A 23,082-nucleotide genomic window follows, 5' to 3' on the forward strand; every position below is an offset into this window, starting at 1 on the left:
CAAGGAAAGTGCATGAAAATCGGTGTTTATGGAGCGAGCGGTCGTATAGGGAAACTGCTTTTAGAAGAATTAAAAGGGGGGTATAAGGGATTAGCACTATCTAGCGTGTTTGTCAGACAAAAATGCGAAACAGATTTCAGCTCTTTTTCACACGCCCCTTTAGTAACCAATGATTTAAAAGCGTTTGTGAGGGCTTGCGAATGCGTGATTGACTTTTCTTTACCTAAAGGCGTGGATCATTTGCTAGAGGCTCTTTTAGAATGCCCTAAAATTTTAGTTTCTGGCACAACCGGTTTAGAAAAAGAAACGCTAGAAAAAATGCAACAATTAGCCTTAAAAGCGCCGCTTTTGCATGCGCACAACATGTCTATAGGGATTATGATGCTCAACCAATTAGCCTTTTTAACTTCTTTGAAATTAAAAGATGCGGATATTGAAATTATAGAAACGCACCACAATCTCAAAAAAGATGCCCCAAGCGGCACGGCGTTGAGTTTGTATGAAACTTGCGCTAAGGCTAGGGGGTATGATGAAAAAAACGCTCTCACCACTCACAGAGAAGGTTTGCGCTCTAAAGAAAGCATTGGCATAGCCGCTTTAAGGGGGGGCGATGTCGCCGGGAAGCACACGATAGGGTTTTATTTAGAGGGCGAATACATAGAGCTTAGCCATACGGCGACTAACCGATCTATTTTTGCTAAAGGGGCTTTAGAAGTGGCCCTGTGGCTTAAGGATAAAGCCGCTAAAAAATATGAAATCAGCGAAATGTTTGGTTGAATGTTTTAATTCTTTTTGTATAGATGCACGCTTCTATAATGAAATCACCGCCCTTTATTAGCCTTATTAAAGGGCTTTTACTGCTATAAGGGATATTGCTGACAATCAAGCTGTATTGGAAGAGTTTGTTTTGTAAGGATTATCTTGCCTTGGGTCAGTAACATATTTGGCATTTTTTCATTAATATTGAAAAAAGCCCGATCGTTGCAGGCGTCTAAAGGCTAGGAACGATTCACATTTTACCCACAATTAACAAAAATTTGCTAAAATGAACGAATTTTAACAAGAACAAGAAATAAGAAATGAGTCTTTTTGAAGAAATCAAATGCAACGCTAAAGATGGTTGGAGAAATGGTTGGACAAGGTGAGTGCATGAAGCGTTCTAAAAATAGTTTGGTTTGTGTGTGTCATGCTTACCATTAAGTATATATTTGCAATTAAGCGTTTGTGATCCACATTGGGAAATAAAATGGAAAACAAATCAATAGGACAGATTTTCAAAGATAGTCTCAAAAAAAGTTTCTTTAGTGGTCTATGGAGTTGCTTGAAATGGAGCTTTATTCTCACTCTGATCAGCTTGGGTTTGTTTCTGCTTGTTTTTAGGTTTCAACCTGAGACGATTAAAAAATACATCAAAGATCCTAAAGATCTGCAATTCTACAACGACTTGAGAAAGAAAAATGGTTGGGACAAGTAGGTTTATTGTTCCTGAATGATGTCAATTGTCAAACAAAAGCGTCGGTTTTGATTTAAATTATGAAGTAGCACTTGTATGAATAGTATAAAAATACTTTTTTTTGGTATACTCAAGCGATTGATTTCAATTTGAAAGGAAACGCATGAAATTTTTTACAAGAATCACTGACAGCTACAAGAAAGTTGTAGTAACTTTAGGGCTAGTGATAACGACCAATCCTTTAATGGCGGTCACCAGTCCTGCAACAGGCGTTAGTGAAACTAAAACTTTGGTGATTCAGATCATTTCTGTTCTAGCGATCGTAGGTGGTTGCGCTCTAGGGGTCAAAGGCATAGCAGATATTTGGAAAATCTCTGATGACATCAAAAGAGGTCAGGCGACTGTTTTTGCTTATGCGCAGCCCATAGCTATGTTAGCGGTGGCAGGTGGCATTATCTATTTGAGCACTAAGTTTGGCTTCAATATTGGCGAGAGTGGAGGAGCTAGCTAAATTGATCAACAATAATAATAGTAATAAAAAACTAAGAGGCTTTTTTTTGAAAGTTCTCTTAGGTTTCGTTGTTTTCAGTTCGTATGGGTCAGCAAATGATGATAATCAAGCCAAAAAAGAAGCGCTAGAAAAAGAAAAAAACACTCCCAACGGGCGTGTTTATACGAATTTAGATTTTGATAGTTTTAAAGCGACTATCAAAAATTTGAAAGACAAGAAAGTAACTTTCAAAGAAGTCAATCCCGATATTATCAAAGATGAAGTTTTTGATTTCGTGATTGTCAATAGAGTCCTTAAAAAAATAAAGGATTTGAAGCATTACGATCCAATTATTGAAAAAATCTTTGATGAAAAGGGTAAAGAAATGGGATTGAATGTAGAATTGCAGATCAATCCTGAAGTGAAAGACTTTTTTACTTTCAAAAGCATCAGCACGACCAACAAACAACGCTGCTTTCTGTCATTGCGTGGGGAAACAAGAGAAATTCTATGCGATGATAAGCTATATAATGTTTTATTGGCCGTATTCAATTCTTATGATCCTAATGATCTTTTGAAACATATTAGCACCGTAGAGTCTCTCAAAAAAATCTTTTATACGATTACATGTGAAGCGGTATATCTATAAAGAGAGGGGTGTTTGTGGCAAGCAAACAAGCTGACGAACAAAAAAAGCTAATCATAGAGCAAGAGGTTCAAAAGCGCCAATTTCAAAAAATAGAAGAGCTTAAAGCAGACATGCAAAAGGGTGTCAATCCCTTTTTTAAAGTCTTGTTTGATGGGGGGAATAGGTTGTTTGGTTTCCCTGAAACTTTTATTTATTCTTCTATATTTATATTGTTTGTAACAATTGTATTATCTGTTATTCTTTTTCAAGCCTATGAACCTGTTTTGATTGTAGCGATTGTTATTGTGCTTGTAGCTCTTGGATTCAAGAAGGATTATAGGCTTTATCAAAGAATGGAGCGAGCGATGAAATTTAAAAAACCTTTTTTGTTTAAGGGCGTGAAAAACAAAGCGTTCATGAGCATTTTTTCCATGAAGCCTAGTAAAGAAATGGCTAATGACATCCACTTAAATCCAAACAGAGAAGACAGGCTTGTGAGCGCTGCAAACTCCTATCTAGCGAATAACTATGAATGTTTTTTAGATGATGGAGTGATCCTTACTAACAACTATTCTCTTTTAGGCACAATCAAATTGGGAGGCATTGATTTTTTAACCACTTCCAAAAAAGATCTCATAGAGTTACACGCTTCTATTTATAGCGTTTTTAGGAATTTTGTTACCCCTGAATTCAAGTTCTATTTCCACACTATTAAAAAGAAAATCGTTGTTGATGAAACCAATAGGGACTATAGCCTTGCTTTTTCTAATGATTTTATGCGGGCCTATAACGAGAAGCAAAAGAGAGAAAGTTTTTATGATATTAGTTTTTATCTCACCATAGAGCAAGATTTATTAGACACTCTCAATGAACCCGTTATGAATAAAAAGCATTTTGCAGACAATAATTTTGAAGAGTTTCAAAGGATTATTAGAGCCAAGCTTGAGAACTTCAAGGATAGGATAGAGCTCATAGAAGAGCTATTGAGTAAATACCACCCCATTAGATTGAAAGAATACACTAAAGATGGCGTTATTTACTCCAAACAATGCGAGTTTTATAATTTTTTGGTGGGAATGAATGAAGCCCCTTTTATTTGCAACAGAAAAGACTTGTATCTCAAGGAAAAAATGCATGGTGGGGTGAAAGAAGTTTATTTTGCCAATAAGCATGGAAAAATCTTAAATGATGATTTGAGTGAAAAATATTTTAGCGCGATTGAGATCAGTGAATACGCCCCTAAATCACAGAGCGATTTGTTTGATAAAATCAACGCTCTAGACAGCGAATTCATCTTTATGCATGCTTATTCGCCTAAAAACTCACAGGTTTTAAAGGACAAACTGGCTTTCACCTCTAGAAGAATTATTATTAGTGGAGGCTCTAAAGAGCAAGGCATGACTTTAGGTTGCTTGAGCGAATTAGTGGGTAATGGTGATATTACGCTAGGCAGTTATGGTAATTCTTTAGTGTTGTTTGCTGATAGCTTTGAAAAAATGAAACAAAGCGTTAAGGAATGCGTCTCTAGTCTTAACGCTAAAGGTTTTTTAGCCAACGCAGCGACTTTCTCTATGGAAAATTACTTTTTTGCCAAACATTGCTCTTTTATCACGCTTCCTTTTATTTTTGATGTAACTTCTAATAATTTTGCTGATTTCATCGCTATGAGGGCTATGAGTTTTGATGGCAATCAAGAGAATAACGCTTGGGGCAATAGTGTGATGACGCTAAAAAGCGAAATCAATTCGCCTTTTTATCTGAACTTCCACATGCCTACTGATTTTGGTTCAGCTTCAGCGGGACACACTTTGATACTTGGCTCAACCGGTTCAGGTAAGACAGTGTTTATGTCAATGACCTTGAACGCTATGGGACAATTTGTTCACAATTTTCCTGCTAATGTCAGCAAAGACAAGCAAAAACTCACTATGGTCTATATGGATAAAGATTATGGCGCTTATGGGAATATTGTCGCAATGGGTGGGGAGTATGTCAAGATTGAGCTAGGGACAGATACGGGATTAAATCCTTTTGCTTGGGCGGCTTGTGTGCAAAAATCCAATGCAACAATGGAGCAAAAACAAACAGCTATTTCTGTTGTCAAAGAGCTTGTGAAAAACTTAGCAACCAAAAGCGATGAAAAAGATGAAAATGGCAACAGCATCTCTTTTAGCCTAGCAGATTCTAATACGCTTGCAGCGGCAGTAACCAACCTTATCACAGGAGATATGAACCTAGATTATCCCATCACTCAACTTATTAATGCTTTCGGAAAAGACCACAATGATCCTAATGGGCTTGTTGCGCGATTAGCGCCTTTTTGCAAATCAACCAATGGTGAATTTCAATGGCTTTTTGACAATAAAGCAACAGATCGCTTGGATTTTTCAAAAACGATTATTGGCATTGATGGGTCAAGTTTCTTAGACAATAATGATGTTTCGCCCTTTATTTGTTTTTACCTTTTCGCTCGTATTCAAGAGGCAATGGATGGGCGTAGATTTGTCTTAGATATTGATGAAGCTTGGAAATATTTAGGCGATCCAAAGGTCGCTTATTTTGTAAGAGACATGCTAAAAACTGCAAGGAAAAGAAACGCTATTGTCAGGCTTGCGACTCAAAGCATCACTGATCTTTTGGCTTGCCCTATTGCTGATACTATTAGAGAACAATGCCCTACAAAGATTTTTTTGAGAAACGATGGGGGCAATCTTTCTGATTACCAAAGATTAGCTAATGTTACAGAAAAAGAATTTGAAATCATCACTAAGGGACTAGACAGGAAAATTCTCTACAAACAGGATGGAAGCCCTAGCGTTATCGCTAGTTTTAATTTGAGAGGCATTCCTAAAGAATATTTGAAAATTTTATCCACAGATACTGTATTTGTCAAAGAAATTGACAAGATTGTCCAAAACCATAGTATCATAGATAAATATCAGGCCCTAAGGCAAATGTATCAACAAATAAAGGAGTATTAAAATGAAACAAAGTTTGCGTGAACAAAAATTATTGAAAATTTTAGAAAATGATGTCTTGACGATTTTGGATAGTTTTTCTAATTATCTTTTTGAACTGAAAGAAGAATTGGACTTCATAGAAGAAGAAATGGAGGGCGAAATCACTGAACAAAACCTTACCACTCTTTATGATTTTTCCAATTTCTTAGAAGACCATGTTAATGTGTTTTATGAGAATGTTTTAAATATAGATGATGTCAAAACAGAACACCTTTATTCAGGTCTCATAGATAGTCTCAATGCTAATCTCCATTTTGTCAAGTCATTTCTCAGTAATCAGGATCTAGACTTCCGCTTTTTTAAAGAAATAAACGATGGGCAAGATCCCCAAAAAACATTATCAAGATTAATTTCTCTTCAAAGTGGGAAAAATGACGCAAGCTCATTTAAAGCCAATAATTCTTTTGTCTCATTAGTTTATGTTTATGTTTACTTCATGCTAGAAACTATCATGCAGTCGTATAGGATTCTCAGATTACTAGAAAAACCTATCAATAACAACATAAGCGAGGATATGCAGAGCGATATAGAGAATTTTTTTGTTCAAGCGAATTTTTTAGAATACTATGTTCAGAACAAAATATACCCAACCAATCATGCCTATGACTTCACGCATTTAATCATGGACTCCATTATTCCTAATTGGATTCAAATTGATATGAGCGTTGAAGCTAAAAAGAAAGAGCTTTTTGAAAAGTATTTTCAAAACATTGATGAAGTAACAAACAAAATGCTCGATCAAAAAAATCAAAACAAAAACAACGATTGAGTGGTGTTAATGCGCTAGAATAGTGCTAAAAATAAGAATAAAGGAGTCAAAAGTATGAAAACGAATTTTTATAAAATTAAATTACTATTTGCTTGGTGTCTTATCATTGGCATGTTTAATGCTCCGCTTAACGCTGACCAAAACACTGATATAAAAGATATTAGTCCTGAAGATATGGCACTAAATAGCGTGGGGCTTGTTTCTAGAGATCAACTAAAAATAGAGATCCCTAAAGAAACCCTAGAGCAAAAAGTGGCCATACTCAATGACTATAACGATAAGAATGTTAATATCAAGTTTGACGACATAAGTTTAGGGAGTTTTCAACCTAATGATAATCTAGGTATCAATGCGATGTGGGGCATTCAAAATCTTCTCATGAGCCAAATGATGGGCGATTACGGTCCAAACAATCCTTTCATGTATGGTTATGCACCAACATACTCAGATTCATCGTTTTTACCACCGATCTTAGGGTATTAACTAGGGGGTATTAACATGGCAGGTACACAAGCTATATATGAATCATCTTCTGCAGGATTCTTATCGGAAATTTCCTCAATCATCTCAAGCACAAGTGGTGTTGCAGGGCCATTTGCAGGAATAGTAGCGGGTGCTATGTCAGCAGCGATTATTCCTATTGTTGTGGGATTTACTAATCCGCAAATGACCGCTATCATGACCCAATACAATCAAAGCATCGCTGAAGCCGTAAGCATGCCTATGAAAGCCGCTAACCAACAATACAACCAATTGTATCAGGGTTTTAACGATCAAAGCATGGCTGTGGGGAACAATATCTTAAATATCAGCAAATTAACAGGGGAATTTAACGCACAAGGCAACACGCAAGGTGCACAAATTAGTGCTGTTAATAGTCAGATTGCAAGCATTTTAGCGAGTAACACCACCCCTAAAAATCCTAGCGCTATTGAAGCTTATGCGACGAATCAAATCGCTGTTCCTAGCGTGCCAACAACGGTTGAAATGATGAGCGGTATCTTAGGCAATATTACAAGCGCAGCACCAAAATACGCCCTAGCTCTACAAGAGCAACTGCGTTCTCAAGCAAGCAACAGCTCAATGAATGATACAGCCGATTCCCTTGATAGCTGCACCGCTTTAGGTGCACTTGTTGGCTCATCAAAAGTGTTTTTTAGTTGCATGCAAATTTCTATGACGCCCATGAGTGTTTCTATGCCCACTGTTTATGCCAAATACCAAGCGTTAGCCACTAATGCCCTAACTTCAGGCACTAATCCTATGACCACTCCTGCATGCCCTATTGGGGACAAAGTTCTTGCTGTTTATTGCTATGCTGAAAAAGTAGCAGAAATTTTGAGAGAATACTATATAGAATTTGTGAAAAACAATACCAATTTGTTGCAAAACGCTTCTCAAATGATACTTAATCAATCAGGATTAGCTACTAGCACCTATGACACTCAAGCGATTTCTAACATAAGCTCGCTATATAATTACAATATAGTAGCGAATAAATCTTTTTTGAAATCGCATTTGACTTATCTTGATTACATCAAAGACAAACTTAAGGGGCAAAAAGATAGCTACTTAACAGAAAGGGTGCAAACTAAAATAATCGTGAAGTGAGGAAAGAGATGTGAAATGTTTTTTAAGCATATTTTCTTTCTTAACTTTTTGTGGCTTGTCTTTAAATGGTGCAGGGGCAGTAATAACGCTTGAACCCGCCTTAAAAGCCATTCAGGCGGATGCACAGGCCAAACAAAAAACCGCTCAAGCCGAATTAAAAGCTATAGAGGCTCAATCTAGTGCCAAAGAAAAAGCCATTCAAGCGCAAATAGAGGGAGAATTGAGGACTCAGCTTGCAACCATGAGCGCTATGTTAAAAGGGGCTAATGGCGTTATTAATGGTGTCAATAGCATGACAGGGGGGTTTTTTGCAGGTTCAGACATCTTGCTTGGCGTCATGGAAGGGTATTCAAGCGCGCTTAGCGCATTGGGAGGGAATGTCAAAATGATCGTGGAAAAACAAAAAATTAATACCCAAACAGAAATCCAAAACATGCAAATTGCGCTCCAAAAAAATAACGAAATAATCAAGCTCAAAATGAACCAGCAAAACGCTCTCTTAGAAGCGTTAAAAAATAGCTTTGAACCAAGCGTTACCCTAAAAACACAAATGGAAATGCTTTCTCAAGCTCTGGGAAGTTCTTCTGACAACGCTCAATACATCGCTTACAATACGATTGGTATCAAGGCGTTTGAAGAAACCTTAGAAAGTTTTGAAACATGGTTGAAAACAGCTATGCAAAAAGCGACCCTTATTGACTATAATTCCCTAACGGGTCAGGCTTTGTTTCAAAGTGCCATCTACGCGCCTGCTCTTAGTTTTTTTTCAAGCATGGGCGCACCATTTGGAATCATTGAAACATTCACTCTAGCACCCACAAAATGCCCCTATCTTGATGGGCTAAAAATTTCAGCATGCCTTATGGAACAGGTTATTCAGAATTACAGAATGATTGTAGCCCTTATTCAAAATAAACTGAGTGATGCAGATTTTCAAAATATCGCTTATTTGAATGGGATCAATGGAGAAATCAAAACCTTAAAAGGATCAGTAGATTTGAACGCGCTCATAGAAGTTGCTATCTTAAACGCAGAAAATCATTTAAACTATATAGAGAATCTTGAAAAAAAAGCCGACCTTTGGGAAGAACAACTGAAATTAGAAAGAGAAACGACAGCAAGAAACATTGCTAGCTCTAAAGTTATTGTCAAATGAAAACACTCGTGAAAAATACCATATCTTCTTTTTTGCTCTTGTCTGTTTTGATGGCAGAAGATATAACAAGTGGCTTAAAGCAACTTGATAGCACCTACGAAGAGACCAACCAACAAGTGCTCAAAAACCTAGATGAGATTTTTTCAACCACTAGCCCTAGCGCTAATGATAAAATAGGTCAAGAAGATGCTCTAAACATCAAAAAAGCGGCCATTGCTTTGAGAGGAGATTTAGCGTTATTGAAAGCCAATTTTGAAGCGAATGAGTTATTTTTCATCTCAGAAGATGTGATTTTCAAGACTTATATGTCTAGCCCTGAACTTTTATTAACCTATATGAAAATCAATCCCTTAGACCAAAACACTGCTGAGCAGCAATGCGGAATATCCGATAAAATTTTAGTTCTTTATTGTGAGGGGAAGCTGAGAATCGAGCAAGAAAAACAAAATATAAGAGAGCGTTTAGAAACTTCTCTAAAGGCATATCAGAGCAACATTGGAGGTACAGCTTCCTTAATCACTGCTTCACAGACGCTTGTAGAAAGCCTAAAAAATAAAAATTTCATCAAAGGAATCAGAAAGCTTATGTTAGCTCACAACAAGGTCTTTTTAAATTATTTAGAGGAGTTGGACGCATTAGAAAGATCCCTAGAACAAAGTAAGCGGCAATACCTACAAGAAAGGCAATCAAGTAAGATCATTGTTAAATGATTTTTCTGAGACGATAGGCTATGATTTCTAACCTTTGGGATTTGTTTCTCTAGTTGTTTTTTGAGCTAATAATTTGGATCGCTATTTTTTCCATGAGCGATACTTTGTTCTATTTGATTAATGACGCTATTGGGCAGTTCAGATTTAGAGCGATTGTTTGAGAATGCTGCATCTTTTGCTTCATTTTCTTTTGTATCAGTAGCTCCAAACTCACTTGCATTTGTAGTATCTTGGTAGTTATTTTCTTGCTCCATTTCTTTTTTTCTCTTCTCACAAATAGCACACGAAGCTATAAGAAAAGTTCTATTGTTGCTGTTATTAAGAGCGAGTTTTAAACCACTCAAGTGTTGTCTAGAAAACTTGTTATTTTCTGTCTCTATTTCTTGAATTTTTTCTAATAAGGGGGTAAGAATTTTTTGATCCTTGATGCCTTTGATCAAACACTTTCTTAACCCATCGTAATCGTTGCTTGAAATAATACACTCATTGATAATGATTTCAATTTCAGGCGTTCTCCACTCATCAGGCACAAGCGGAGCAACAGGTTTTACAAAAGATTCATTCACCTTATTGATCATCTCATCAAAGTTATCATCTTTATTAGATTTGGTTTTAGTGGAAGAATTGCCATTAGGGTTGTCATTCAAAGGGTTAGCGTTAGTTTCGTTTAATTCTTGCAATCCTCTGTGCTTAGCCGCTTTTTTTTGAACAGAAGAGTTGTTCTTTTTTTCAAACGCTTCAATATTCTTTTGAATTTGCTCTGCTCTCGCCCTATCATTCCGTAATTTTTCTCTCAAAGCGTTAGTGGCGAATTCTTTTTCCTCTTTTGTAATTTCTTTGCCGTCATGTCCTTGATGGAGTGTTGTGATTTTTTTAAAGCCTAAAGCCACCAATTTTTTGTATTCACTCGGTAACAATGCTGTATTGATAGCGTTTAAGCCCCCATAAACAACTAAAGAATAAAGAGCGACAGAACCTAATTTTTTGAAGATACTTTTCAAGAGCGTCTCCTTTCTTATTCAAAGGGGTTATTCTTGGCAACATTGTTTCGGTATGCAGAAACCACTGTTTTGAAGAAATTAAATATCTTGTAGTGTTCTTTTTGCATAGTGGTTTTGTCATGCATCATAGGATCGCTATCTACAAAGATATTGTATTCATTAGTCTTTTTTAATATAGATTTTTTGGATTGGGTATCAAAATTGAAGCTGTCTAAAACCAACAAACACAATTTTTGTTTTTGTGCGAAACTCAATTTTTGGTTGGTGAAGTTTTTAGTCAGAGTATTCAATTCCACATCATCTTTGACATTTTTCAACAAGTTAGAAAAAGCCTCATAGCCCCTTAAGTATTTCTCATTAATCTTATCAATCGCCATGCTAAACGCCAAGCGTTCCGAGTTAAAAATAAGCGTGTTAGTAGCTTTTTGAGCAATATCTTTTGCTTTGGAGTCAAACTTGTTTCTTTCAAGCTGTAAGTAATAATCTATATTATCCAATTCTTTTCTGCTCAATAAATTAGAAACGTTATTGGAATATTCTTCAATCGCTTGCTTGTAAGATAAAGCTAATCGGCTCGCTTTTTTGTTTTGTTCTTCATCTAAAGAAAACACACCCATTTGAAGCAAAGCCTGAGCCTTATCTTTAGTGGTAGCGGTGGTTTTTTTAAAAATACTGCTCGTTTTCACCTGGGGGTAGTAATAACTCAAACGATCCTTATCTTCTTTGGTGAATGTTTCTTGGTTTAAAACATAGGCATAAGGGTTAGGAAGAAGTTTCCTATAGAGAGGGTTATCTTTTAAGGCTTGCTCTAGATCCCCATAAGCCTTTGACTTAGCAGTAAGGATTTTACCTCTTGTCTCTTTCTCTAGAGCCTCTTTTTCTTTTTTGTATTTGTTTTCTAAGTCTGAAAGAACTTTAGCTCTATGATCCATAAGCTCTTTGATTTTTTGTTTTCTAAAAATCAAGTCTTCTAAGAAATCATGCGTATTGTTTAAGAGCTTCTTGCGAGCCTTAAGAGCGTCTTCTTTTGCAGCCACTTCTTCTTGTTCTTTTTTTATCTCGTTAAAGAATGAACCAAACTGCTCCACATTAGCCGACAAAACTCCAAACGCAACCAACGAGCTAAAAACGATTTTTGCAAGCATCTTATAGTTTTTGTAACCTTAAAATTTCAAAAAATATCAATACATTTTACCACAATTTTTACAAAACTATGAATCAAAATTTTTCCATATCCAAAAGGTAAGTAAAATCTAGGTTTTATGGTGTTATGTTTTTCTTGCTTGTATGCGGCTTGTTGGTATTTTTTAAGTTTCTCTTAAGATTATTTCTATATAATAGATTTGTGTTTTTTAGATGGAAAACTCCTTTATTCTTTAACAGATGTTTTCTGTTCTTTTTTTGGCATAAACAAACAAATCGTTGGTTTGTGCTATACCGCACGTTAGTATCAGCAAGTGGGGTATTCTTTGAGATTTGGAGTTAGATTAGGGTGGTTTTGTAAAATACTTATTGTTTCCTATGCTCCTTTATAGGTTCACCGCCTTGAATTAGTTCTTTCAAAACCAAAATGAAACGACCGATTAGCAAATTAAGCAAATTAAAACAAAACTTTTTACAATTCAAACATTCTTTCAACAAACATTTAGATAAATACAGCCTTTATTATAGGCTGTTCAATATCAGCTCTATCGTTATAGGTTTTTTAATAGCGCTTTTTTCTTATGGGGCAGGGGTGATTTTAGTTTATCCAATATTATTCTTGTTTGCTCTTATAATAAAACCTAGCTTTTTTTATTACACTACTTATCTTTTGCTACTCGTTTCTCTCAGTATAATAAGCAAATACTATCTCTTAAGCCACGCAAATTTCACAATGAAGCTAATCATGCTTATGACTCAATGGCAAAATTGGTTCTTATGATTCGTTCAAAAATTTCTCAAGACTTGATCAAGACTTGATCTAGAGAAATTTCCTTATTTCCAAACATTAGCATAAAACCTTACTGACTAAAAACTAAAATCTTTTTAAGCGCATACCCAAAGCTAGCTTATTTGAAAAAACAATCGATTTTTGGTATTCAAATCCTAAAACCCCATGATTTTAAATTTAAAGGAGTGTTTTTTAAAAATAATTCTGCATCTAGTGTGTTAGTAATTTGTTTTTGATATGGTGGTGGTTTTCCAAATTAATATTGAGAAAAATTTGCTATAATTAGGAGATAAAAACAAAAAGGATATGGCTTGTTTGGTGGCAAAATATTTGATTTGTTTGCGATTGGTTGTTACTTATCGCTTGATTTCATGAGTAATCTTAGATTCAAGAATTTTCTTAGTAGCTTTAGGTGTGCTATTGTGAAATGCTTCCTACTAAAACACGCATTAGAGATCCGAACAAGCAAGAACTTACACAACCAAAAATAAAAGGACTGATCATGGGAAAAATTTTAGCTTCTTTGTTGGGTGGCGGAACAAATCTTTTTACAAGTTTATCCAGTGATTTGTTTTCTATGATATTAAATTTTTTGTTCTTTCTGATGTTAATGATGGGACTTAATGAAGCATTAGGGAAAAAATTTAATTTGCCTATGGACAATATCAAGAATTTTATGGCAGAAGTGCTGAAAAATGGATTCGATAGTATCAAAAACATGGGATCTGCTTTGGTTGGTAATAGTTTTGGTAGCAGCAAATCAGACAAAACCGCTAATAAAATGAGTGTCTCTCAAGTAAGACTCTAGTGGTGTATTAACTATCTAAAGGTGAAATTTTTTCATCTTTCACGCAGAGCTTTGTTTGATCAACAAGGCAATAGATTACTAGCTGAACATTATGATTTTATTACTTAAGACTCCTTTTTGAAAGTTGAGTTATCTTGACCATTTAGTTGTAACGCATTTTTACGACCGATCTTGCTTTTTAAAAATAATATATAGCATTAAAACTTTTTTAAATCGGTTTTTAGAGCTATTTGTGAAAGCGTTTTTTGTAGGTTTTGAAAAATAGATATAGGAGTGGTTGAAACAATATTTTATGGTTAAAAAATAGTTTCTTGCTCTTTGAATTATGACCGCTCTGAAATTTTCACACAACAGATATTGTATAATTTCAATATAAACTTTTACGATCTGAACAATCTAAAGAGAAACCAAATCCATTGAAAGGATCAAGAGCGATATGAGTAATAACATGCGAAAACTCTTCTCAATGATTGCCAACTCAAAAGATAAGAAAGAAAAACTTATTGAGAGCTTGCAGGAGAACGAACTTTTAAACACTGATGAAAAAAAGAAAATCATAGATCAAATAAAAACCATGCATGATTTTTTCAAACAGATGCATACAAACAAGGGAGCGTTAGATAAGGTTCTAAGAAATTACATGAAAGATTATCGCGCTGTTATCAAAAGTATTGGTGTTGATAAATTTAAAAAGGTTTATCGATTGCTTGAGAGTGAGACTATGGAGCTGTTGCATGCCATTGTAGAGAATCCTAATTTCTTATTCTCCAAATTTGATCGATCAATTCTTGGAATATTTCTGCCTTTCTTCAGTAAGCCCATCATGTTCAAGATGAGTATTAGAGAAATGGACTCGCAAATAGAATTGTATGGCACTAAGCTCCCGCTATTAAAATTGTTTGTGATGACAGATGAAGAAATGAATTTCTACGCTAATCTAAAAACCATTGAACAATATAACGACTATGTTAGGGATTTGCTGATGAAATTTGATCTTGAAAAATACATGAAAGAAAAAGGAGTGCAAAATGCTTGATGCAGAAAACGAACAAAAAATCTCGGTGTAACTAACAAAATTCAGTTTGAAAAGTATTCGTCTCAGGCAGAGACAGGATTAAAAAATGATGAGTGCTTTAAAAAGATTACCTAATTGATCGCCTTACCTATCAAGTAAGGCTAACGCCTATTGGCGTTTCTCTCTACCCTTAGAAAAATCTACTCTCTCCTTTTCTTTCAATCACTTACCACTGAGCAAACTTCTGATCTGATTGCGCAAGTATTCATTCTCTCTTTCTTCTTGTAGCTTCTCCCTAACTTCTTCCTCTTTGGCTTGCATGTTCAAGTTGCCATTCTTAAAAATCTCAGAACTAATCACATTCTGTCTCATTTGATAACCTGCACGATTACTCAATGTTTCTAAAATTTCTCGTTGGTTATTTTTCCTAGTGGTATATTCTTGTTCCTTGTCTTGTAAGAGAGTTTTGTAATACTGATTGATTTTTTCCAGCTGGGCTTTTTCTCTTGCCACTTCATTGATCACTTGCTTGTTGTTTGCTCCACTCACATCATAGCCATGCAAGTTTTTTGTGTTAGCTCCTAGCATTGGCTGACTTCCTTGCAACACATCAAAGGTCTGTGGTTGTTCTTTGTTGTTAGGATTATCATTATAGTTACTCGCTATCATCACCACACCCTTTTGATTTAAAGTAGGCTGCAAGTAAAAATCAATGTCAGATCTTGCTCCATTAGCTTGGAAGTAATTCTTGTATTGAAGGATCTTATTGGCATCGCCTATGAGCGTAATCTTTTTAGAATGATGAACAAGTTTGAAAGTTAGTACAACTTGTTTATTATCCAACAAATAGTCCTTGTAATTTGGCAACTTCACTTGCACCATGAATGGTGTGTCTTTGAGTTTGTCATTTAAGGGTATCTCACTATACTTCTCTATCAGTTCATTATACACAGGCGTATAAACATGGTTCTTTTGTTTCACCACTTTTTTCGCATAATTACTGCACGCGCTTAAAGTTAAGCACAGAATTGTCGCACCGATTAAAACACTTGCTCTCAGTTTCATTGTTGTTTCTCCTTATTGCTCTTGTTTCTTTGAAGTGAAAAGACCATTGATAAAATTTTTTATACCAATAACCTTAATAACTTTATAAATCAAATAACCCATACCTATGAAGCAAATGTTTTTCAAAACAAAGAGCACCTTGTCGTTAGTGCTACCAATTCCTAATATATATAGTTCATAAATAGATCTAATTGTTTCTAATCCAAAAAACAAAACCGCACCTACACCAAAGGCATAGTAAAAATACTGAAGTTTTAGTTTTGTTTTTAGACTTTCCACTAGCTCCATGTTTTTGCTAGTTCTTAAAAATACAAAATAGATTGCAAACAAAACAAATATCCCACCCATACACAATCCTAACAGATGCTCTAGTCCCCCTATATATCCTAAGAATGAATGAGCGTATGCTTCCATTATTCTTTGTTTGGCTTGTCCTATCTGCATCAGAAGTTCATACCTTTTTTCTTGCGGTAGCTTTTCTATTTCTATCAGGATATTTTTCAACTCTTCTTGATTCTTTAAAGCTTCGTGAAATCTTTGCTCCCCTAAACTCCCTTTGGGATATAACGAGTCTAGCAAATTTAAAAGATCATTGCTCTGTGAGTTGCTAGGTAATGGGGCGTTTAGCGCATTGGATCCATGATGCTCTGTTGTAGCGTTCATGAAACTCCTTTCAAGAATTAAATTGAGAAATTGTTTTGTTATTATACCATTCTCTCTCTAGAGTTGTGATTGTCTTATCTCTTTAAATTAGGCGCTTCTAAAATTTCATTACTGAAAGGTTTTTTCAAATATATGTTTTTACAGAAATTTTGCTATAATCGAGATTATTTTAAGGGGTTCTTAATGAAAAAATTTCTCAAGTTCTACAACCAACAAACTAATAACTAAACAATAAAGCTGTCGCATGTTAGGGAAAAAAAACGAGGAAGTCTTGATTGATGAAAATTTGGTTGGGGGTGTGATAGCCCTTGATAGATTGGCAAAACTCAATAAGGCCAATAGAACTTTCAAAAGGGCTTTTTATCTCTCTATGGTGCTCAATATCGCCGCTGTAACGAGTATTGTGATGATGATGCCTTTGAAGAAAACGGATATATTTGTTTATGGCATTGATCGATACACAGGAGAATTTAAAATTGTTAAACGCTCCGATGCTAGACAAATTGTCAATTCTGAAGCTGTTGTGGATAGCGCAACTTCAAAATTTGTCTCATTGCTGTTTGGTTATAGCAAAAATTCCTTGAGGGATCGCAAGGATCAACTAATGCAGTATTGCGATGTGAGTTTCCAAACCCAAGCAATGAGAATGTTCAATGAAAATATCAGACAATTCGTAGATAAAGTCCGAGCAGAAGCTATCATTAGCTCTAACATACAAAGAGAAAAAGTCAAAAATAGTCCCTTAACGAGATTAACATTTTTCATTACCATCAAAATCACACCGGATACAATGGAAAATTATGAATATATTACTAAAAAACAAGTGACTATTTATTATGATTTTGCTAGAGGTAACTCTTCTCAAGAAAATCTTATCATCAATCCTTTTGGATTCAAAGTGTTTGACATTCAAATCACAGATTTACAAAACGAACAGACGGTAAGCGAAATTTTGAGAAAGATTAAAGAAGTGGAATCAAAAAATAAGGCGTTAAAGCAATAAGAGCATGTTTAATATTAAAAGGACTTTTTTAGTAACGATCATAAGTTTTTTTCTCATTGTTCCTAATTGGTTAAAAGCTATTGATTTGCCCATTGTTTCAAATCTCAAAATTTACCAAACAGTTTATTGCATGCTGATACCGAGTTATGTTTTAACCAACAAAAGTTTTGCAGATATTTTGACGGGCTATACATCTATTGGTGCATCAGGGAGTGGAAAGAGTTCAGGGCAGGGTGTGATCGAAGCGCTTAGCACACCATTAGCCACAAGTTTAGCCGCTAGCAATCTGGTGAAATATTTGAATACTTTAGGTCCTTTATGGGGATCGGCATGGGCAAGTGTTGCTACGGCTATACAAGGTTTTGCTCTAACGCCATCAAGTGGCTGTAATTTTGGTTGGAACGCATTGATAAATAAAAACATAGATGTATCCATGGATAGCGTGCTAGACAATTTGAGCAACAAGATTCAGAATTTTACCAAAGGCGGTGTTGAGGACAATGTGAAAGGCAATATTCTTTTACAAATAATTAGCTCAATAACCGCTCAAGCTTCTACGAATATTACAGCTGATGGTTTAATTTGGCTGATTGGTAAAGAATTCACTGCAAATAAACTGCAAAACAACACTACAGCCATGCTTGCTTTTGCCGCATTAGAATCTGTTGTCAAAGGAGCGGACGCTGCTGTTCTTCCTGCATATGGTGTAGTCAATCTGCCTGATATTATCATAGGGCAAGGGTCATATCTTGATTTTGTTTCTTACCTGATTTATATTGTTTTTGGGATTTTTGTTTTTATTTCTTTTATGAAATTGAGGGATATTTCAAACGGCATTCAGCTTAACATAGGTTTTGAATACATGCGATTTATTGGGGGGACATTATTCAAAATGGCGATGGTCTCTTTTATCGCCTATGCAGGTTTTGGTTATCTTTATAAAATCTCTTATTCTATTTATTTTGGTTTAGCAGGCGCTTTTGGACTGAATCAAGTTCTTTTTTGGGCTTTAGATTTAGTGCTGAATTACACTGTTAATTCAATTTTACCTGCAGTAAGAGCTGTTTTTTCTAATGTTGGCAACAACGCTCCTAGTTTGTTACAAGGCTTGCAAGTGGCAGGTATTTCTTTATTCGCCATTTTCATGCAAGTAACTATCATTATGAGAATAAGCACTGTGGTTGTGAAACCTTTGATAGCGGGGGCTTTTAGCGGTATTGTGTTCCCTATTGCGGTATGTTTGATTGTGCTAGATTGGTTCAAAGATTCTATGAAAAATATATTGATATGGTTTATTAATAATTTGTTTATCTTGGTTCTAGCCATTCCTATTTTGCTCTTTGGTGTTTTGGCATTATTGGCATTCAATTTGACCATAACGCCCTCTGTTGCTATACAAAACATCAATCAAGGGGGACTAGGTATCGATTCAACTATTGCGAGTTTGATCACTCTATTTATTTTAAAAGGTTTCATAGAGACGATTATTGAGAGTATCAATGCGATCGTTAATACCATTTTCAGCTCTGTCTCTATAGATGGTAGCAGGATGGACAGAGAAAGAGATACCTTAATGGTGGGAAGAGTTGGTGGAGCTATGTTTAAAGGATAAGCCACTTTATTCTTGTGTTACAATTACAAATATTTTTTAAGAGGAATTGTTGATGGAGCAGGCATTTTTTAAAAAAATTGTTGGCTGTTTCTGTCTTGGTTATTTATTTTTATCTAGCGTAATAGAAGCAGCAGCACCTGACATTAAAAATTTTAATCGTGGTAGGGTGAAAGTGGTGAATAAGAAGATTGCTTATTTGGGCGATGAAAAACCTATTACGATTTGGACTTCATTAGACAATGTTACTGTGATCCAACTTGAAAAAGATGAAACTATTTCTTACATCACAACAGGTTTCAATAAAGGTTGGAGTATTGTGCCTAATTCTAATCATATATTCATTCAACCTAAATCGGTAAAAAGTAATCTCATGTTTGAAAAAGAAGCAGTGAATTTTGCCCTAATGACAAGAGATTACCAAGAATTTTTAAAAACAAAAAAACTTATCGTAGATGCGCCTGACCCTAAAGAATTAGAAGAACAAAAAAAAGCTCTAGAAAAAGAAAAAGAAGCTAAAGAACAGGCGCAAAAAGCACAAAAAGATAAAAGAGAAAAAAGAAAAGAAGAACGTGCAAAAAATAGAGCCAATTTAGAAAATCTCACTAACGCTATGAGTAACCCACAAAATTTGAGCAATAACAAAAATCTTAGCGAATTGATCAAGCAACAACGAGAAAATGAATTAGACCAAATGGAACGACTAGAGGACATGCAAGAACAGGCTCAAGCTAATGCGCTCAAACAAATTGAAGAACTCAACAAGAAACAAGCTGAAGAGACAATCAAGCAAAGAGCCAAGGATAAAATCAGTATTAAGACAGATAAACCTCAAAAAAGCCCTGAGGATAATTCCATAGAATTATCTCCTAGTGATAGCGCTTGGAGAACCAATCTTGTTGTGCGGACCAATAAAGCCTTGTATCAATTCATTTTGAGAATAGCTCAAAAAGATAATTTTGCTTCAGCGTATCTAACAGTTAAATTAGAATACCCACAAAGACACGAAGTTTCTAGCGTTATTGAAGAGGAATTAAAAAAGAGAGAAGAAGCAAAGAGGCAGAGAGAATTGATTAAGCAAGAAAATCTTAACACCACAGCCTACATTAATAGAGTAATGATGGCGAGCAATGAACAGATTATCAATAAAGAAAAAATAAGAGAAGAAAAACAAAAAATTATCTTAGATCAAGCAAAGGCGCTAGAGACCCAATATGTGCATAATGCGTTAAAAAGAAACCCTGTGCCTAGAAACTACAATTACTACCAAGCGCCTGAAAAACGCTCTAAACATATTATGCCCTCTGAAATTTTTGATGATGGCACATTCACTTATTTTGGTTTCAAAAACATCACTCTCCAACCTGCTATTTTTGTGGTTCAACCTGATGGGAAATTGAGCATGACTGATGCTGCCATTGATCCTAACATGACCAATTTAGGATTGAGATGGTATAGAGTCAATGAAATTGCAGAAAAGTTTAAGCTCATTAAAGACAAAGCCCTTGTAACAGTGATCAATAAAGGCTATGGGAAAAATCCATTGACAAAAAATTACAATATCAAAAATTATGGTGAATTGGAGCGTGTGATTAAAAAGCTCCCTCTTGTCAGAGATAAATAAAAAGGCGTTAAGACATGAATGAAGAAAACGACAAACTTGAAACTTCTAAAAAAGCCCAACAACATTCACCCCAAGATTTATCCAATGAAGAAGCGACAGAAGTCAATCGCTTTGAAGATTCTTCAAAAGAATCCAAAGAAAGCTCAGATCATCATCTTGACAACCCCACAGAAACTGAAACCAATTTTGATGAATACGAATTAAAAGAAACCCAAACTCAAATAGATTCTGGTGGTGATGAAACTTCAGAATCTAGCAATGGCAGTCTAGCAGACAGGTTATTCAAAAAAGCCAGAAAATTAGTTGATAATAAAAGACCTTTCACTCAGCAAAAAAATTTAGATGAAGAAACCCAAGAACTGAACGAAGAAGACGATCAAGAAAATAATGGGTATCAAGAAGAAACTCAAATGGACTTAATTGATGATGAAACTTCTAAAAAAACCCAACAACATTCACCCCAAGATTTATCCAATGAAGAAGCGACAGAAGTCAATCATTTTGAAGATTCTTCAAAAGAATCCGAAGAAAGCTCAGATCATCATCTTGACAACCCCACAGAAACTCAAACCAATTTTGATGGAGACAAGTCAGAAGAAATAACTAACGACTCTAACGATCAAGAGATTATCAAAGGAAGCAAAAAGAAATACATTATTAGTGGCATTGTAGTCGCTGTTCTTATCGTGATTATCTTATTTTCTAGAAGCATTTTTCACTACTTCATGCCTTTGGAAGATAAAAGCTCTCGTTTTAGCAAAGACAGGAATCTTTATGTCAATGATGAAATCCAAATAAGGCAAGAGTATAACCGATTGCTGAAAGAACGGAATGAAAAAGGCAATATGATCGATAAGAATCTTTTCTTCAATGACGATCCCAATAGAACCTTATACAACTATTTAAATATTGCAGAAATTGAGGACAAAAACCCATTGAGAGCCTTTTATGAATGCATTAGTAATGGCGGCAACTATGAAGAATGTTTGAAGCTTATCAAAGACAAAAAACTTCAAGATCAAATGAAAAAGACTCTAGAGGCTTATAATGACTGCATCAAAAATGCTAAAACTGAAGAAGAAAGGATCAAGTGTTTAGATTTAATCAAAGATGAAAACCTGAAAAAAAGCTTACTGAACCAACAAAAAGTTCAAGTGGCGCTGGATTGTTTGAAAAACGCTAAAACCGATGAAGAACGAAACGAGTGCCTAAAACTCATAAATGACCCTGATATTAGAGAGAAATTCCGTAAGGAATTAGAGCTTCAAAAAGAGCTTCAAGAGTATAAGGATTGTATCAAAAACGCCAAAACAGAGGCTGAGAAAAATGAATGCTTGAAAGGCTTGTCTAAAGAAGCTATAGAAAGATTGAAACAACAAGCGCTAGATTGTTTGAAAAACGCTAAAACCGATGAAGAACGAAACGAGTGCTTGAAAAATATTCCCCAAGACTTGCAAAAAGAACTACTAGCTGATATGAGCGTCAAGGCTTACAAGGACTGCGTTTCAAGAGCTAGGAATGAAAAAGAGAAACAAGAATGCGAGAAATTACTCACGCCTGAAGCGAAAAAAAAGTTAGAACAACAGGTTCTAGATTGTTTGAAAAACGCTAAAACCGATGAAGAACGAAAAAAGTGTTTGAAAGATCTCCCTAAAGACTTACAAAGCGATATTTTAGCTAAAGAGAGTCTGAAAGCTTATAAAGACTGCGCATCTCAAGCCAAAACTGAAGATGAGAAAAAAGAGTGTGAGAAATTACTCACCCCTGAAGCGAAAAAACTTTTAGAAGAAGAAGCCAAAGAGAGCGTTAAGGCTTATTTGGATTGCGTATCTCAAGCCAAAACTGAAGATGAGAAAAAAGAGTGTGAGAAATTACTCACCCCTGAAGCGAGAAAACTATTAGAAGAAGCTAAAAAAAGCGTTAAAGCTTATTTGGATTGCGTATCTCAAGCCAAAACTGAAGATGAGAAAAAAGAGTGTGAGAAATTACTCACCCCTGAAGCGAAAAAACTTTTAGAGAATCAAGCGCTAGATTGTTTGAAAAACGCTAAAACCGAAGCTGAGAAAAAAAGGTGTGTCAAAGATCTCCCTAAAGACTTGCAGAAAAAGGTTTTAGCTAAAGAGAGCGTTAGGGTTTATTTGGATTGTGTATCAAGAGCCAAAAACGAAGCTGAAAGAAAAGAATGTGAGAAATTACTCACGCCTGAAGCGAAAAAACTATTAGAAGAAGCTAAAAAAAGCGTTAAAGCTTATAAAGACTGCGTATCTCAAGCCAAAACTGAAGATGAGAAAAAAGAGTGTGAGAAATTACTCACGCCTGAAGCGAGAAAACTATTAGAAGAAGCTAAAAAAAGCGTTAAAGCTTATTTGGATTGCGTATCTCAAGCCAAAAACGAAGCTGAAAGAAAAGAATGCGAGAAATTACTCACCCCTGAAGCGAGAAAACTTTTAGAAGAAGCTAAAGAGAGCGTCAAAGCTTATAAAGACTGTCTCTCCCAAGCTAGAAATGAAACTGAAAGGAAAGC

Annotated in this window: 23 protein-coding genes; 18 read left to right on the top strand and 5 right to left on the bottom strand. The window is 35.3% G+C overall.

The annotated features are described in order from the left end of the window. Nucleotides 1–12: 12 nt before the first annotated feature. The 7 genes from dapB (at nucleotide 13) to cagG (ending at nucleotide 6,843) form a co-directional block, all read left to right on the top strand. Nucleotides 13–777, top strand: coding sequence for a 4-hydroxy-tetrahydrodipicolinate reductase (dapB, locus tag CXY28_RS05940; protein WP_100979939.1), 765 nt, complete (start codon nucleotides 13–15; stop codon nucleotides 775–777). Between the two features lie 469 nt (nucleotides 778–1,246). Then, entirely contained in the window at nucleotides 1,247–1,474 is a 228-nt protein-coding gene (gene cagB, locus CXY28_RS05945; protein ID WP_000428889.1) for a cag pathogenicity island protein B, read from the top strand. Between the two features lie 142 nt (nucleotides 1,475–1,616). Further along, nucleotides 1,617–1,964: a cag pathogenicity island type IV secretion system protein CagC gene (cagC, locus tag CXY28_RS05950; protein ID WP_100979941.1), complete on the top strand. Its 348-nt coding sequence runs from the start codon at nucleotides 1,617–1,619 to the stop codon at nucleotides 1,962–1,964. A gap of 4 nt (nucleotides 1,965–1,968) precedes the next feature. Then, nucleotides 1,969–2,592, top strand: coding sequence for a cag pathogenicity island type IV secretion system protein CagD (cagD, locus tag CXY28_RS05955; protein WP_100979963.1), 624 nt, complete (start codon nucleotides 1,969–1,971; stop codon nucleotides 2,590–2,592). An 8-nt stretch (nucleotides 2,593–2,600) separates the two neighbouring features. After that, a complete protein-coding gene (gene cagE / locus CXY28_RS05960; protein ID WP_100979943.1) occupies nucleotides 2,601–5,552 on the top strand; it encodes a cag pathogenicity island type IV secretion system ATPase CagE in 2,952 nt (983 codons plus the stop codon). Between the two features lies 1 nt (nucleotide 5,553). Further along, nucleotides 5,554–6,360, top strand: coding sequence for a type IV secretion system chaperone CagF (gene cagF / locus CXY28_RS05965; RefSeq protein WP_100979945.1), 807 nt, complete (start codon nucleotides 5,554–5,556; stop codon nucleotides 6,358–6,360). Nucleotides 6,361–6,414: 54 nt separating this feature from the next. Continuing rightward, entirely contained in the window at nucleotides 6,415–6,843 is a 429-nt protein-coding gene (gene cagG, locus CXY28_RS05970) for a cag pathogenicity island type IV secretion system translocation protein CagG (protein ID WP_000855883.1), read from the top strand. On the opposite strand, the gene CXY28_RS08815 is transcribed toward cagG, so the two are convergent. Beyond that, complete coding sequence (locus CXY28_RS08815; protein ID WP_000562355.1) at nucleotides 6,840–7,040, bottom strand: hypothetical protein; 201 nt, start codon at nucleotides 7,038–7,040, stop codon at nucleotides 6,840–6,842. The genes cagG and CXY28_RS08815 overlap by 4 nt on opposite strands. Between CXY28_RS08815 and CXY28_RS05975 the strand changes: the two genes are divergently transcribed. From CXY28_RS05975 to cagL, 3 genes are read left to right on the top strand one after another with little or no spacing between them, the layout of a single operon-like run. Beyond that, complete coding sequence (locus tag CXY28_RS05975; protein WP_001891399.1) at nucleotides 7,027–7,971, top strand: hypothetical protein; 945 nt, start codon at nucleotides 7,027–7,029, stop codon at nucleotides 7,969–7,971. The genes CXY28_RS08815 and CXY28_RS05975 overlap by 14 nt on opposite strands. Before the next feature lie 10 nt (nucleotides 7,972–7,981). Further along, nucleotides 7,982–9,127, top strand: a complete 1,146-nt coding sequence (gene cagI / locus CXY28_RS05980; RefSeq protein WP_100979947.1) for a cag pathogenicity island type IV secretion system translocation protein CagI — start codon at nucleotides 7,982–7,984, stop codon at nucleotides 9,125–9,127. Next, nucleotides 9,124–9,837 (top strand): cag pathogenicity island VirB5 family T4SS-associated adhesin CagL, encoded by a 714-nt coding sequence (gene cagL, locus CXY28_RS05985; RefSeq protein ID WP_100979949.1) that lies wholly within the window; start codon nucleotides 9,124–9,126, stop codon nucleotides 9,835–9,837. The genes cagI and cagL overlap by 4 nt, the downstream gene beginning before the upstream one ends. Nucleotides 9,838–9,902: 65 nt before the next feature. On the opposite strand, the gene cagN is transcribed toward cagL, so the two are convergent. Next, a complete protein-coding gene (cagN, locus tag CXY28_RS05990; RefSeq protein ID WP_100979951.1) occupies nucleotides 9,903–10,838 on the bottom strand; it encodes a cag pathogenicity island type IV secretion system protein CagN in 936 nt (311 codons plus the stop codon). A 14-nt stretch (nucleotides 10,839–10,852) separates the two neighbouring features. After that, nucleotides 10,853–11,983: a type IV secretion system apparatus protein CagM gene (gene cagM / locus CXY28_RS05995; RefSeq protein WP_000879901.1), complete on the bottom strand. Its 1,131-nt coding sequence runs from the start codon at nucleotides 11,981–11,983 to the stop codon at nucleotides 10,853–10,855. Nucleotides 11,984–12,408: 425 nt separating this feature from the next. On the opposite strand from cagM, the gene cagP reads away from it, so the two are divergent. From cagP to cagS, 4 genes are all read left to right on the top strand, one after another. After that, nucleotides 12,409–12,762 carry a cag pathogenicity island protein CagP gene (cagP, locus tag CXY28_RS06005; RefSeq protein ID WP_000828388.1) on the top strand — a complete coding sequence of 118 codons (354 nt, stop codon included), beginning with the start codon at nucleotides 12,409–12,411 and terminating at the stop codon, nucleotides 12,760–12,762. A 320-nt stretch (nucleotides 12,763–13,082) separates the two neighbouring features. Continuing rightward, nucleotides 13,083–13,262 carry a hypothetical protein gene (locus CXY28_RS08820; protein ID WP_100973721.1) on the top strand — a complete coding sequence of 60 codons (180 nt, stop codon included), beginning with the start codon at nucleotides 13,083–13,085 and terminating at the stop codon, nucleotides 13,260–13,262. After that, a complete protein-coding gene (gene cagQ / locus CXY28_RS06015; RefSeq protein WP_100979953.1) occupies nucleotides 13,199–13,579 on the top strand; it encodes a cag pathogenicity island type IV secretion system protein CagQ in 381 nt (126 codons plus the stop codon). The genes CXY28_RS08820 and cagQ overlap by 64 nt, the downstream gene beginning before the upstream one ends. Nucleotides 13,580–14,015: 436 nt before the next feature. Continuing rightward, entirely contained in the window at nucleotides 14,016–14,615 is a 600-nt protein-coding gene (gene cagS / locus CXY28_RS06025) for a cag pathogenicity island protein CagS (protein WP_100977659.1), read from the top strand. Nucleotides 14,616–14,816: 201 nt separating this feature from the next. Here the strand turns inward: cagS and cagT are convergent, their stop codons facing one another. Then, nucleotides 14,817–15,659 carry a type IV secretion system apparatus protein CagT gene (gene cagT, locus CXY28_RS06030; protein WP_000776470.1) on the bottom strand — a complete coding sequence of 281 codons (843 nt, stop codon included), beginning with the start codon at nucleotides 15,657–15,659 and terminating at the stop codon, nucleotides 14,817–14,819. 12 nt (nucleotides 15,660–15,671) lie between these two features. Further along, the gene (gene cagU, locus CXY28_RS06035) at nucleotides 15,672–16,322 is read right to left on the bottom strand and encodes a cag pathogenicity island translocation protein CagU (RefSeq protein WP_100979955.1); all 651 of its coding nucleotides are present in this window, start codon (nucleotides 16,320–16,322) and stop codon (nucleotides 15,672–15,674) included. A gap of 244 nt (nucleotides 16,323–16,566) precedes the next feature. Between cagU and cagV the strand changes: the two genes are divergently transcribed. The 4 genes from cagV to CXY28_RS06055 form a co-directional block, all read left to right on the top strand. Next, nucleotides 16,567–17,325 carry a cag pathogenicity island type IV secretion system protein CagV gene (gene cagV, locus CXY28_RS06040; protein WP_000900791.1) on the top strand — a complete coding sequence of 253 codons (759 nt, stop codon included), beginning with the start codon at nucleotides 16,567–16,569 and terminating at the stop codon, nucleotides 17,323–17,325. A gap of 4 nt (nucleotides 17,326–17,329) precedes the next feature. Continuing rightward, a complete protein-coding gene (cagW, locus tag CXY28_RS06045) occupies nucleotides 17,330–18,937 on the top strand; it encodes a cag pathogenicity island VirB6 family T4SS protein CagW (protein WP_100979957.1) in 1,608 nt (535 codons plus the stop codon). A gap of 52 nt (nucleotides 18,938–18,989) precedes the next feature. Then, nucleotides 18,990–20,558, top strand: coding sequence for a type IV secretion system apparatus protein CagX (gene cagX, locus CXY28_RS06050; RefSeq protein WP_100979959.1), 1,569 nt, complete (start codon nucleotides 18,990–18,992; stop codon nucleotides 20,556–20,558). Between the two features lie 14 nt (nucleotides 20,559–20,572). Then, on the top strand, nucleotides 20,573–23,082 hold a 2,510-nt coding region (locus CXY28_RS06055), incomplete at its 3' end, for a CagY family CD-EC repeat-containing protein (RefSeq protein ID WP_100979961.1).

This window comes from Helicobacter pylori (genome assembly GCF_002832345.1).
GTDB classification, from domain to species: domain Bacteria; phylum Campylobacterota; class Campylobacteria; order Campylobacterales; family Helicobacteraceae; genus Helicobacter; species Helicobacter pylori_CP.

Bases quoted from the DNA above. Each gene is read 5' to 3' on its own strand.
- cagQ (WP_100979953.1), top strand. From the start codon at position 13,199: ATGCTTCCTACTAAAACACGCATTAGAGATCCGAACAAGCAAGAACTT.
- CXY28_RS08815 (WP_000562355.1), bottom strand. From the start codon at position 7,040: ATGATAGCGGTCATTTGCGGATTAGTAAATCCCACAACAATAGGAATA.
- cagP (WP_000828388.1), top strand. From the start codon at position 12,409: ATGAAACGACCGATTAGCAAATTAAGCAAATTAAAACAAAACTTTTTA.
- CXY28_RS05975 (WP_001891399.1), top strand. From the start codon at position 7,027: ATGACCGCTATCATGACCCAATACAATCAAAGCATCGCTGAAGCCGTA.
- cagC (WP_100979941.1), top strand. From the start codon at position 1,617: ATGAAATTTTTTACAAGAATCACTGACAGCTACAAGAAAGTTGTAGTA.
- cagB (WP_000428889.1), top strand. From the start codon at position 1,247: ATGGAAAACAAATCAATAGGACAGATTTTCAAAGATAGTCTCAAAAAA.
- cagG (WP_000855883.1), top strand. From the start codon at position 6,415: ATGAAAACGAATTTTTATAAAATTAAATTACTATTTGCTTGGTGTCTT.
- cagS (WP_100977659.1), top strand. From the start codon at position 14,016: ATGAGTAATAACATGCGAAAACTCTTCTCAATGATTGCCAACTCAAAA.
- dapB (WP_100979939.1), top strand. From the start codon at position 13: ATGAAAATCGGTGTTTATGGAGCGAGCGGTCGTATAGGGAAACTGCTT.
- cagU (WP_100979955.1), bottom strand. From the start codon at position 16,322: ATGAACGCTACAACAGAGCATCATGGATCCAATGCGCTAAACGCCCCA.
- cagM (WP_000879901.1), bottom strand. From the start codon at position 11,983: ATGCTTGCAAAAATCGTTTTTAGCTCGTTGGTTGCGTTTGGAGTTTTG.
- cagL (WP_100979949.1), top strand. From the start codon at position 9,124: ATGAAAACACTCGTGAAAAATACCATATCTTCTTTTTTGCTCTTGTCT.
- cagV (WP_000900791.1), top strand. From the start codon at position 16,567: ATGTTAGGGAAAAAAAACGAGGAAGTCTTGATTGATGAAAATTTGGTT.
- cagW (WP_100979957.1), top strand. From the start codon at position 17,330: ATGTTTAATATTAAAAGGACTTTTTTAGTAACGATCATAAGTTTTTTT.
- cagT (WP_000776470.1), bottom strand. From the start codon at position 15,659: ATGAAACTGAGAGCAAGTGTTTTAATCGGTGCGACAATTCTGTGCTTA.
- cagF (WP_100979945.1), top strand. From the start codon at position 5,554: ATGAAACAAAGTTTGCGTGAACAAAAATTATTGAAAATTTTAGAAAAT.
- cagX (WP_100979959.1), top strand. From the start codon at position 18,990: ATGGAGCAGGCATTTTTTAAAAAAATTGTTGGCTGTTTCTGTCTTGGT.